Genomic DNA, 12,187 nt, shown 5'->3' with positions numbered 1-12,187 from the left:
CGGATGGCGGTTGGCCTACAAGATCGCAACGTGCAGGCGCCGCCATCCGGCACAAGATATTACGCCATCAGCATTTTCACAACCGCTTTACGTACCCGCGCCGGTTCTCCCACCGCGCACAGGGGCTTATGCACTTCGCCGGGATAAAACACCACAAAGTCGCCTTCGTTCAGGACGACGGTTTTCTCGTCGACGCTCGTCGGTAAAAATGCAATGTCTTTATCCGCCAGCCAGTCCGTGTGCGGCGTTCCCGCAGGCCGGGTACTGAATGCCATCCCTTCCTGACCTTGTAGCACAATCTGAATATCAAGATAACGGGCGTGATACTCTGCGCTGCGCGATTCGCCCGGCTCCGTCATATTTTCAGAAATCATATAAAACAACCTGTCGCCGTCAATGTCATACTTACCTGGCGCGGTCGTTGCCGTGACATGCGCATTGACGTGCTCAATCGCCTGCCGTAACGCCGTCGGCAGCCAGACCTCCAGATGTTCAATATTGCCAATAATCATCGCATCCCCTTAGTTAAAACAGCGTTTTATTTTTCTCTTTATACGAGAAAAATGGCTGCCATACTACCCTTACTCTCATCGATTTTGCGCCAGCGCATGTTTATCGCCAGCGGTGTTTCTATATTGTTAATAGTTCGCCCAACTTTATGCAGTGCCTATGCATAAACCCCAGCGGCGCCAAATTGCCATCACTAACAACGCTTTGATATTAAAGGCGTTAACATAAAAACGTTTTAGCGATCACAATTCGCTCTCCCTGCATAAATGACTTCTCTATCCATAGTTATTTTTAAATTATTTAAATATCCCCGATAATAAAATCCCCCTCACGCATAGTTATGTAACCATTAAAAATAATCAATTTATTTTCAATTAGTTAAAATTTAAACATCATTCAATACAGCAAACAAATAATTAACAATAAAAAAATAACAAACCATATAGCTGCGTAGTAATTCATTTAATGCCTTATTGTTTTTTGAATTTCTCTGACCCGGCTCATATATTAAGTAAGAAAAATAGCACTCCTTGATTGATGTGAATCTCATCACATTAACAACCCAAATAAAATTCAATCATTGCTCCCGAATTTAACTGAAACGCCGCGACTGCAAGCACGCTAAATATTTGCAGCCACTCCTTCTTTATTCTTGAAATTATGTAAAAGGTATAATGATGGAAAAGCATTTTGTCGGTTCTGAAATCGGTCAATTACGCAGCGTAATGTTGCATCGTCCCAATCTCAGCCTAAAAAGACTTACCCCTTCAAATTGTCAGGAATTACTTTTTGACGATGTATTATCCGTAGAGCGCGCTGGCGAAGAGCATGACATTTTTGCCAACACGCTGCGCCAGCAAGGGATAGAAGTGTTGCTGTTAACCGACCTGCTCACCCAAACGCTGGATGTGGCTGACGCTAAAGCCTGGCTACTGGATACGCAAATTTCCGATTATCGCCTTGGGCCCACCTTTGCCGCAGATATTCGCGCCTGGCTGGCGGATATGCCGCACCGTGAACTGGCTCGCCATTTAAGCGGCGGTTTAACTTACGGCGAAATCCCCGCCTCCATAAAAAATATGGTGGTCGATACTCACGATATTAATGACTTTATTATGAAGCCATTACCGAATCACCTATTTACCCGTGACACGTCCTGCTGGATATATAACGGCGTCTCAATTAACCCCATGGCGAAACCTGCACGCCAACGTGAAACGAATAATTTACGTGCCATTTATCGCTGGCATCCTCAATTCGCAGGCGGTGATTTCATTAAATATTTCGGCGACGAGGACATTAATTACGACCACGCCACTTTAGAGGGCGGCGATGTGCTGGTGATTGGCCGCGGCGCGGTGTTGATCGGTATGTCTGAACGTACTACGCCGCAGGGCGTCGAGTTCCTGGCGCAGGCATTGTTTAAACATCGTCAGGCGGAACGCGTCATTGCCGTTGAACTGCCAAAACATCGCTCCTGCATGCACCTTGACACCGTCATGACCCACATTGATATCGACACCTTCTCCGTCTATCCGGAAGTCGTTCGCCCGGACGTTCAGTGCTGGACGCTGACGCCAGACGGACGCGGCGGTCTGAAACGAACCCAGGAGAGCACGCTGGTTCATGCTCTTGAAAAAGCGCTTGGCATCGATCAGGTGCGCTTAATCACCACTGGCGGCGACGCATTTGAAGCTGAGCGCGAACAGTGGAATGACGCCAATAACGTGCTCACCCTGCGTCCCGGCGTGGTGGTGGGCTATGAGCGCAACATCTGGACCAACGAAAAATACGACAAAGCCGGCATTACCGTCCTTCCCATTCCCGGCGATGAACTGGGTCGCGGGCGCGGGGGCGCACGCTGCATGAGCTGTCCACTGGAACGCGATGGTATTTAAAGGAGACGTTATGGAAAACAAACGCACACTGGTCGTCGCGCTGGGCGGCAATGCGCTGCTCAAACGCGGCGAACCGCTGGAGGCTGATATTCAGCGTAAAAATATCGAACTGGCGGCCAGAACCATCGCCCAGCTTACGCGGCAATGGCGCGTGGTGTTAGTGCACGGCAACGGCCCACAGGTAGGACTGCTGGCGCTACAAAATAGCGCCTACGCTAACGTTACGCCCTACCCGCTCGATATTCTCGGTGCGGAAAGCCAGGGCATGATTGGCTACATGCTGCAACAGGCGCTGAAGAATCATCTGCCGGAGCGTGAAATCAGCGTCCTGCTCACCCAGGTCGAAGTCGATGCCAACGACCCGGCATTCCTCAATCCAACCAAATATATCGGCCCCATTTACGACGAAGCGCAGGCCCGTGCGTTACAGGCAGAAAAGGGCTGGGTATTCAAAGCCGACGGTAACGCCTTCCGCCGCGTTGTGCCCTCCCCGCAGCCGAAACGCATTGTGGAAAACGATGCCATCCGCGCGCTGATTAGCCGCGATCACCTGGTTATCTGTAACGGCGGCGTGCCGGTCGTGGAAAAAGCCGATGGCTACCACGGTATCGAGGCGGTGATCGACAAAGATCTGTCCGCCGCCCTGCTTGCCAGCCAAATTCACGCCGACGCGCTGCTCATTCTGACCGATGCCGACGCGGTGTATCTCGACTGGGGCAAGCCCACCCAACGCCCGCTGGCGCAGGTTACGCCGGAGCTGCTTCGTGAAATGCAGTTCGACGCCGGTTCGATGGGCCCGAAAGTGACCGCCTGCGCTGAGTTTGTCAGCCATTGCCGCGGCATTGCCGGAATCGGCTCGCTGGCGGATGGGCAAGCCATTCTCGCGGGCGAGAAAGGCACTTTGATTCGGTGTGAAACCGCCGACGTTGACGCATAAGGCTTTTTACCGGATGGCGGCTTCCGCCTTATTCGGCCTACAGAGCGCGCATAACCGTGGGCCGGATAAGCGCAGCGCCATCAGGCAATTCATTTTAACAAGGATATTGTAATGGTTATTTCACTGAAAAATCGTAACTTTTTGAAGCTGCTTGACTACACCCCGGCGGAAATCCAACACCTCATCGATCTGGCTATTGAGCTGAAAGCCGCAAAAAAAGCCGGATGCGAAAAGCAAACACTGATCGGCAAAAACATCGCGCTGATTTTTGAAAAAACCTCTACCCGCACCCGATGCGCGTTTGAAGTCGCCGCGTTCGACCAGGGCGCGCAGGTGACTTATCTCGGCCCAAGCGGCTCGCAGATCGGCCATAAAGAGTCCATGAAAGATACTGCTCGCGTCCTGGGGCGGATGTATGACGGCATCGAATATCGCGGTTTTGGTCAACACATTGTGGAAGAGCTGGGGGAATACGCGGGCGTTCCCGTCTGGAACGGCCTGACCGATGAATTTCCCCCCACACAGATCCTGGCCGATCTAATGACCATGCTGGAACACGCGCCGGGTAAAACGCTGCCGGAACTGAGCTTCGCCTACCTGGGCGACGCGCGCAACAACATGGGCAACTCGCTGATGGTGGGCGCGGCGAAGATGGGCATGGATATCCGCCTGATAGCGCCAAAGTCCTTCTGGCCTGATGCCGAGCTGGTCGCGCAGTGCCGGGAAATCGCCAGCGTTACCGGCGCTCGTATCACCTTAACGGAGAGCGTTGAAGATGGCGTTCACGGTGTGGATTTCCTCTATACCGACGTCTGGGTCTCGATGGGAGAGCCCAAAGAAGCCTGGGCGGAGCGCGTCAGTCTGATGACGCCATATCAGGTCAACCAGCAGGTGGTAAACGCTACCGGTAATCCTGATGTGAAGTTTATGCACTGCCTGCCCGCCTTCCATAACGAGCACACCAAAGTGGGACGCGAAATCGAAATGGCTTACGGCCTGAAAGGACTGGAGGTCACGGAAGAGGTGTTCGAGTCCGCAGGCTCGATAGTCTTCGATGAAGCGGAAAACCGGATGCACACCATCAAAGCGGTCATGGTGGCGACGCTCGGCGACTAATCCCACAGGATATGCGCCCTCGCGGCGCATATCCGTGATATCAGGAGAGAACATCATGGGTAAATTTAAATTTCCCACCGCTTATACCATCCTGTTTATTCTTATTGCCCTGGTCGCGGTGATGACCTGGATTGTGCCGGCGGGAAAATACCAAATGGCGATGAACGCCACGCTGGGAAAAGAGGTGCCGGTGGCGGGAACGTATGCCCCTGTGGACGCGCATCCGCAAGGGATTACCGCTGTTTTACTGGCGCCGATTGACGGCCTCTATAACCACGAAACCTACACCGCCGGCGCCATTGACGTCGCGCTGTTTGTCTTGATTATCGGCGGCTTTCTGGGGGTGGTGAATAAAACGGGGGCGATTGATGCCGGTATTGAACGGGTAACAGCCAAACTCAACGGCAAAGATGAGTGGATGATCCCCATTCTGATGGCGCTGTTCGCCGCAGGCGGCACTATTTATGGCATGGCGGAGGAGTCGTTGCCCTTCTACACGCTGCTGGTGCCGGTTATGATGGCGGCCCGCTTCGATCCGTTAGTGGCGGCGGCAACCGTACTGCTCGGCGCGGGGATAGGCACGCTCGGTTCGACCATTAACCCTTTCGCCACGGTCATTGCCGCCAACGCCGCCGGCATCCCTTTTACTCAGGGAATGCTGATGCGCGTACTGCTGTTAATTGTCGGCTACATACTGTGCGTGTTTTGGGTAATGCGCTATGCGCGCAAAGTCCGCGCCCATCCTGAGCTTTCTATCGTGGCGGATAAAATGGAGGAAAACCGCGCCCATTTCCTCGGCAATCGCGCCAATACACTGCTGGAGTTTACGGCTACCCGGAAATGGGTGCTGCTGATCTTCGCCGCCTCTTTCGCGGTGATGATTTACGGCGTGGCGGTTCTCGGCTGGTGGATGGCGGAAATCTCCGGCGTTTTTCTGGCGGCGGCGATTATCGTTGGCGTGATAACGCGGATGGGTGAGGAAGCGTTCACCAGTACCTTTATTGACGGCGCGCGGGATTTGCTCGGCGTGGCGCTAATTATTGGTATCGCGCGCGGCATTGTGGTGGTCATGGATAACGGTATGATTACCCACACCATTTTGCACAGCGCGGAAAGTCTGGTTTCCGGCCTCTCTACCACTATTTTCATAAACGTAACCTACTGGCTGGAAGTATTGCTCTCCTTCCTGGTGCCCTCCTCTTCCGGTCTTGCCGTATTGACAATGCCCATTATGGCGCCGTTAGCGGATTTTGCCCACGTACAGCGGGATTTGGTCGTAACCGCCTACCAGTCGGCCTCCGGGATTGTGAATCTGGTTACTCCCACCTCCGCCGTGGTCATGGGCGGTCTGGCAATCGCGCGGGTTCCCTATGTCCGCTATCTGAAATGGGTCGCGCCGCTGTTGCTGATCCTGACATTGCTGAATATGGCGGTACTGAGCATCGGAGCGATGATGTAACGAGCCAGATGGCGACGCGTCTTATCCGACAGGACTGATAAGCACAGCGCCATCAGGCACGCCGTCACCTTTTTTGATCGGCTTCTCATTTTCCTGCAAAACCGCCCGATTGATCCGCAATCGATGTGACAAATGTGATGAATTTCGCCAGTCCGTTGATATTAATAATAAAGATAAGGTGCATTTATGAAGGAATACGATGATTACTCCGCCAAAGAACAACAGCAACTGGCGGTTTGTCAGCGCCTGATTAGTGAAAAAAGTTACCTGTCCCAGGAGGAGATTCGCCGCGATTTACAAAATGAGGGAAATGAGGGATTTGAAGGTATCAGCCAGTCTACGGTTTCGCGCCTGCTCAAGCTGCTGGGCGCAATAAAAATCAGAAATACGAAGGGACAAAAGATTTATTCCGTAAATCCCCAGCGGCGACCTTCGCCGGATGCCGGACGTTCAATAGCCGAAATGGTCGTCAGCGTTGAACATAATAGCGAATTTATCCTTATCCATACGGCGGCAGGTTATGGTCGCGCCGTCGCGAGAATTCTGGATTACCACGCATTGCCGGAAATTCTCGGCGTCGTTGCCGGTAGCAGTATTGTCTGGGTCGCACCGCGGGTCGTTCAGCGCACGGCGCTGGTACACAAACAAATTAATTATTTGCTTAAAATGAATTTAAATTCATAAGAACCGTTTGCGATAAGTAAATCATGCATTAATTCGCTTGATCCCAAAACAGAGCTGAGTATAATCGCGGACAATTTGCCGGGAGGAAGCATGGTTCAGTGTGTACGACATTCTGTCTTACCGCGTCTGAAAAAAGACGCAGGCCTGCCGTTTTTCTTTCCGTTGAAAACCAATACCAAGCCCCTCAATTGAGGGGCTTTTTTTTGCCCAGGCGTCAGGAGATAAACATGGCTAACCCGCTATATCAAAAACATATCATTTCCATAAACGACCTCAGCCGCGACGATCTTAATCTGGTACTGGCGACGGCGGCGAAATTAAAAGCCAACCCACAGCCGGAGCTATTGAAACATAAAGTGATCGCCAGCTGCTTTTTCGAAGCCTCCACGCGTACCCGCCTGTCGTTTGAAACCTCAATGCATCGCCTGGGCGCCAGCGTAGTGGGCTTCTCCGACAGCGCCAACACGTCGCTGGGAAAAAAAGGAGAAACGTTAGCCGACACGATCTCAGTGATTAGCACTTACGTGGACGCGATTGTGATGCGCCATCCGCAAGAAGGCGCGGCACGTCTGGCGACGGAGTTTTCCGGTCAGGTGCCGGTGCTCAATGCGGGCGACGGTTCGAATCAGCATCCGACGCAAACCCTGTTGGATCTGTTCACCATCCAGGAAACGCAGGGCCGTCTGGATAACCTGCATATCGCGATGGTCGGCGATCTGAAATATGGCCGCACCGTGCATTCGCTAACCCAGGCGCTGGCGAAATTTAGCGGCAACCGTTTTTATTTTATCGCGCCGGACGCGCTGGCGATGCCGCAGTACATTCTGGATATGCTTGATGAAAAAGGGATGGCCTGGAGCCTGCATGGTTCTATTGAAGAGGTCATGGCCGACGTCGACATCCTCTATATGACTCGCGTACAGAAAGAGCGTCTCGACCCGTCGGAGTACGCCAATGTGAAGGCGCAGTTTGTTCTGCGCGCCAGCGACCTGAACGGCGCGCGTGAAAATATGAAAGTGCTGCACCCGCTGCCGCGGATTGATGAAATCACCACGGATGTGGATAAAACGCCACACGCCTGGTACTTCCAACAGGCGGGCAACGGTATTTTCGCTCGCCAGGCGTTACTGGCGTTAGTACTGAATAGCGAACTGAGTCTGTAAGGGAGAAAAACGATGACACACGATAACAAACTGCAGGTTGAAGCCATTAAATGCGGCACCGTGATTGACCATATCCCTGCGCAGGTAGGCTTTAAACTGCTGAGCCTGTTTAAATTGACCGAGACCGATCAGCGAATCACTATCGGTCTGAATCTCCCGTCTGGTGAGATGGGGCGTAAAGACTTAATCAAAATAGAAAACACCTTCCTCACCGATGAGCAGGTTAACCAACTTGCTCTGTACGCGCCGCAGGCCACCGTTAACCGCATCGACAACTACGACGTAGTCGGGAAATCACGCCCCAGCCTGCCAGAGCGTATTAATAATGTGCTGGTTTGCCCGAACAGCAACTGCATCAGCCACGCGGAACCGGTATCCTCCAGCTTTGCAGTGAAAAAACGTGCCAATGATATCGCCCTCAAATGCAAATACTGTGAAAAAGAGTTTTCGCATAATGTGGTGCTGGCCAACTAATGGGGGTTGGTTATGAGATCCCGGCTCCCTATAATGAGCGGGGACATTCTATTACCGCTGTAATTCAGGAGAAATCATGAGCAAAACTATTGCGACGGAAAATGCACCAGCAGCAATCGGCCCTTACGTACAGGGCGTAGACCTGGGTAGCATGGTAATCACTTCCGGTCAGATCCCGGTCGATCCGAAAACCGGTGCCGTAGCGGAAGACGTATCCGCTCAGGCACGTCAGTCGCTGGAAAACGTTAAAGCTATCGTGGAAGCCGCTGGCCTGAAAGTAGGCGACATTGTGAAAACGACCGTATTCGTGAAAGACCTGAACGATTTCGCGACCGTCAACGCCACCTACGAAGCCTTCTTCACCGAGCACAACGCCACCTTCCCGGCGCGTTCCTGCGTGGAAGTTGCCCGCCTGCCGAAAGACGTGAAAATTGAGATTGAAGCGATCGCTGTTCGTCGCTAAGCGCCGGACGTCATCCCCGCCGGGCGGCGCAAGTTTGCCCGGTTCGGGGTACCAACAGCCATGGAGAGGCGGCAATGGTAAGAGCGCGTTTTACCGAGGAGCAAATCGCCGATTTTCTGCAACAGTCTAAAAACGGCGTGCCGAATAAGGCGTTATGCGAAGAATATGGATTTAGCAACAGCACGCTCCGTCGCTGGCAGGAGAAACATGCTGAAAGCATACGCCAGGAATTAAAACAGATAGAATCTACCGCGAAGATAGTCTTTTTATGCTTCATTGTCGCAGCCATATTGCTTACCCTTATGTTTCCTAAACCCACTGCCGCCTTAGCGATTCCTCCTTACTTAGTTTATTGCATTAGCTATATTCGCCGCTTTCGTCGCATATCCGCAAAACATATCCGGCGGTGGGACATCTCCTCCTCTCGTTCTGGCTCGGGAGCAGAGAATGTATTTTACAAACTTAGCTGGACATTCCTCTTTTTTATTCCTGCATATAGCATTCTACAGCTGCTTGAATAAGCTCTGAAATTTAAAGATAAAGCCGATCGCGTAAAACTTGTCGAGCTTTACGGGCATCTGGCCTGGTTAGCGATATCGGGGATTAAGCACGCTGGCGAATCCCCGACGAAAGTGTTTACTGCCAGCCATAACGTCTGCTGTAAAACCCTTTCACCAACTGGGTTAACGTCATATAGCCCGCCAGAATAGCAATCAGCCACGGGAAATAGCTTAACGGCAGCGCCTGCAACTGCAGGTAAGACGCCAGCGGCGAAAACGGCAACGAAACTCCCACCACCATCACCAACAATGTCATCGCCATCAGCGGCCAGGCGGCGCGACTTTGAATAAACGGCAGACGACGGGTACGGATCATATGCACAATCAGCGTTTGCGACAGTAATCCCACCACAAACCAGCCGGACTGGAACAAAGTTTGCGTTTCTGGCGTATTCGCATGAAATACCCACCACATCAGACAAAAGGTCAAAATGTCGAAAATCGAGCTGATCGGACCGAAAAAGACCATAAAGCGCCCCAAATCCGCCGGATTCCAGCGCTGCGGCTTTTGAATTTGTTCTTCATCGACATTATCAAACGGAATCGCCACCTGGGATACATCGTACAGTAGGTTTTGAATCAGCAAGTGCAGCGGCAGCATTGGCAGGAACGGCAAAAAGGCGCTCGCTACCAGCACGCTAAACACGTTACCGAAATTTGAGCTGGCCGTCATCTTGATATATTTCAACATATTAGAAAAAGTACGACGACCTTCAATGACGCCTTCTTCCAGCACCATCAGGCTCTTTTCCAGCAGAATAATATCGGCGGCTTCACGGGCGATGTCCACCGCGCCATCTACCGAGATACCAATATCCGCCGCCCGCAACGCCGGGGCATCATTAATCCCGTCGCCCATAAAACCGACCACATGCCCCTCGCGTTTGAGCAAAGTGACGATGCGCTCTTTATGCATCGGCGTCAGACGCGCAAACAACGTCGTACGGGCGGCCAGCGCCGCCAGCGCGTCGTCGCTTAACCCTTCAATATCACTGCCAATAATGACATCGCCCGCATCCAGCCCAACCTCATGGCAAACTTTCGCCGCTACCAGCTCGCTGTCGCCGGTGAGAATTTTCACCGTAATTCCGCTCGCCTTCAGCGCTTTCAGCGCCGGCGCGGTGGTCTCTTTCGGCGGATCGAGAAAAGCGATATACCCTTCCAGAATGAGGTCAGACTCATCGATACGTTGGTAATCGCCCTCACGCGCAGGCAGGTATTTGGTCGCGACGGCGACCACGCGTAGCCCCTGACGGTTCAGCGTGTCGGTAACGCGTTTCACCCGGCGCAGCATATTGTCGTCCAGCGGCACAATATCGCCGTTGTGGCGCACCTGAGTACACACGTTCAGGATCTCCTGTAACGCGCCTTTGCAGACCAGTTGATGCACGCTCGAATCTTCGGCCACCACCACCGACATCCGGCGACGCTCAAAATCAAACGGAATCTCATCGATTTTCTGCCAGCGTCCGGAGAGCTGACGCGCGGCGGTTTCGTCTACTCCCTCCAGGACTGCCGTATCCAGTAAATTTTTTAGACCGGTCTGATAATGGCTGTTCAGCCAGGCGCAATGCAGTACATGCTCGCTGGGCTTACCAGAGATATCCATATGATTCTCCAGCACAATTTTATCCTGCGTCAGTGTGCCGGTTTTATCGGTGCACAGAATATCCATCGCACCGAAGTTCTGAATCGCATCAAGGTGCTTCACGATAACTTTCTGTTTCGAGAGCTTCACCGCCCCGCGCGCGAGGGTGGAGGTGACGATCATCGGCAACATTTCCGGGGTGAGCCCTACCGCGACCGAGAGCGCAAATAGCGCCGCTTCCCACCAGTCACCTTTCGTGTAACCATTAATAATCAGTACTACCGGCGCCATGACCAGCATAAAGCGGATCAGCAACATACTGACGCGGCTAATTCCTTTCTGGAAAGCGTTCTGCTCGTTATCTTGTTCCGACACGCGCCCCGCCAATTGACCAAACCAGGTGCCGGCGCCGGTCGCCATCACCACGGCCTGCGCCGTTCCGCTCACGACGTTCGTCCCCATAAAGCACAGCGTGTCGCACTCAAGCGGGTTATTTTGCCGGGGCTCACGCGTCGCGGCGACTTTCTCGACTGGCAGAGATTCGCCGGTCAGCGACGCCTGGGCGACAAACAGATCGCGCGCCTGGATAATCCGTAAATCCGCCGGGATCATATCCCCCGCCGCCAGCTTAATAATATCGCCGGGCACCAGTTGATCGATGGGTAATTCCAGCCAGGCATTTTCGCCATTTTCATTAATAACCCGCAGTACGGTAGCGGTATTGCTCACCATCGCTTTTAGCGCGTCCGCCGCTTTTGTCGAGCGCGCTTCCTGCACAAAATTCAGCAGCGTTGAGATACCGACCATCAGGGCGATAACGCCTGCGGCAAACAGATCCTCCGTGGCATAAGAAATGCCGCCAAGAATCGTGAGTAAGATGTTGAAAGGATTGCGATAACATACCCACAGATGCACCCACCACGGCGAGGGTTTCTGTGCCGGAAGGCGGTTTTCGCCATGCTTTTCACGCGCGCGCGTCACCTCGGCAGCGTTTAATCCCTCCGGGTGCGTATCAAAAACGCGCCAGAGAGTCTCCTGCTCCATTGCCGCGACTTTCAGACAGCGCTCGCTCAGCGAAGGCGGGATAGTCGCATTTACCGCGGTCTGCGCGCCGGGCAGCGGATCGCGGTGAACCAGACGATAAGGCAAATGACGATTAAGCCGGGCAAAAAGCTGGCGGGTAATGGTTTTTAGCATAGGTAATCCCTCCGCGCCGAAGTCAGGCGCAGAAAATTCTTCAGGCGCGGCAAAGCCTTGCCCGATGAGCAATGTTTAAATAAAAACAGGGACGTTATTGTGTCACTGTCTTACACACCGGTAAGACAGCAGAGGCAG

The 12,187-nt window shown here is 53.0% G+C and carries 12 protein-coding genes and 1 pseudogene; 10 read left to right on the top strand and 3 right to left on the bottom strand.

Annotated elements, in window-relative coordinates:
• Positions 1–59: 59 nt before the first annotated feature.
• Positions 60–512: a YhcH/YjgK/YiaL family protein gene (locus tag ACFK9X_RS03690; protein ID WP_001627660.1), complete on the bottom strand. Its 453-nt coding sequence runs from the start codon at positions 510–512 to the stop codon at positions 60–62.
• A gap of 675 nt (positions 513–1,187) precedes the next feature.
• Here ACFK9X_RS03690 and arcA point away from each other — a divergent pair.
• The 5 genes from arcA to ACFK9X_RS03665 all read left to right on the top strand — a co-directional run bounded on the left by arcA (position 1,188) and on the right by ACFK9X_RS03665 (position 6,604).
• Positions 1,188–2,408: an arginine deiminase gene (arcA, locus tag ACFK9X_RS03685; RefSeq protein WP_000410844.1), complete on the top strand. Its 1,221-nt coding sequence runs from the start codon at positions 1,188–1,190 to the stop codon at positions 2,406–2,408.
• Positions 2,409–2,418: 10 nt separating this feature from the next.
• The gene (arcC, locus tag ACFK9X_RS03680) at positions 2,419–3,345 is read left to right on the top strand and encodes a carbamate kinase (protein WP_151115562.1); all 927 of its coding nucleotides are present in this window, start codon (positions 2,419–2,421) and stop codon (positions 3,343–3,345) included.
• Between the two features lie 111 nt (positions 3,346–3,456).
• On the top strand, positions 3,457–4,461 hold the full coding sequence (gene argF, locus ACFK9X_RS03675; protein WP_151115560.1) for an ornithine carbamoyltransferase: 1,005 nt from the start codon (positions 3,457–3,459) through the stop codon (positions 4,459–4,461).
• Positions 4,462–4,516: 55 nt separating this feature from the next.
• Entirely contained in the window at positions 4,517–5,920 is a 1,404-nt protein-coding gene (locus tag ACFK9X_RS03670; RefSeq protein WP_076933526.1) for a YfcC family protein, read from the top strand.
• Positions 5,921–6,106: 186 nt separating this feature from the next.
• A complete protein-coding gene (locus ACFK9X_RS03665) occupies positions 6,107–6,604 on the top strand; it encodes an arginine repressor (RefSeq protein WP_151115558.1) in 498 nt (165 codons plus the stop codon).
• Here ACFK9X_RS03665 and ACFK9X_RS03660 read toward each other — a convergent pair.
• Positions 6,574–6,715 (bottom strand): annotated as a pseudogene (locus ACFK9X_RS03660) (hypothetical protein). The gene ACFK9X_RS03665 and the pseudogene ACFK9X_RS03660 overlap by 31 nt on opposite strands.
• Between ACFK9X_RS03660 and pyrL the strand changes: the two are divergent.
• From pyrL to ACFK9X_RS03635, 5 genes are all read left to right on the top strand, one after another.
• Positions 6,695–6,796 carry a pyr operon leader peptide gene (gene pyrL, locus ACFK9X_RS03655; protein WP_000249504.1) on the top strand — a complete coding sequence of 34 codons (102 nt, stop codon included), beginning with the start codon at positions 6,695–6,697 and terminating at the stop codon, positions 6,794–6,796. The pseudogene ACFK9X_RS03660 and the gene pyrL overlap by 21 nt on opposite strands.
• 35 nt (positions 6,797–6,831) lie before the next feature.
• Positions 6,832–7,767, top strand: a complete 936-nt coding sequence (gene pyrB / locus ACFK9X_RS03650) for an aspartate carbamoyltransferase (RefSeq protein WP_000013055.1) — start codon at positions 6,832–6,834, stop codon at positions 7,765–7,767.
• A 12-nt stretch (positions 7,768–7,779) separates the two neighbouring features.
• On the top strand, positions 7,780–8,241 hold the full coding sequence (pyrI, locus tag ACFK9X_RS03645) for an aspartate carbamoyltransferase regulatory subunit (RefSeq protein WP_000148566.1): 462 nt from the start codon (positions 7,780–7,782) through the stop codon (positions 8,239–8,241).
• 76 nt (positions 8,242–8,317) lie between these two features.
• Positions 8,318–8,704, top strand: a complete 387-nt coding sequence (gene ridA, locus ACFK9X_RS03640) for a 2-iminobutanoate/2-iminopropanoate deaminase (RefSeq protein ID WP_000047544.1) — start codon at positions 8,318–8,320, stop codon at positions 8,702–8,704.
• A 74-nt stretch (positions 8,705–8,778) separates the two neighbouring features.
• A complete protein-coding gene (locus tag ACFK9X_RS03635) occupies positions 8,779–9,225 on the top strand; it encodes a transposase (RefSeq protein ID WP_000251086.1) in 447 nt (148 codons plus the stop codon).
• Between the two features lie 115 nt (positions 9,226–9,340).
• Here the strand turns inward: ACFK9X_RS03635 and mgtA are convergent, their stop codons facing one another.
• On the bottom strand, positions 9,341–12,049 hold the full coding sequence (gene mgtA, locus ACFK9X_RS03630; RefSeq protein ID WP_151115556.1) for a magnesium-translocating P-type ATPase: 2,709 nt from the start codon (positions 12,047–12,049) through the stop codon (positions 9,341–9,343).
• Positions 12,050–12,187: the final 138 nt, after the last annotated feature.

Origin of the sequence: Salmonella sp. WC3, from assembly GCF_042932255.1 — a bacterium.
Lineage (GTDB): Bacteria > Pseudomonadota > Gammaproteobacteria > Enterobacterales > Enterobacteriaceae > Salmonella > Salmonella enterica.
This window is presented reverse-complemented; position numbering and strand designations above follow the sequence as displayed.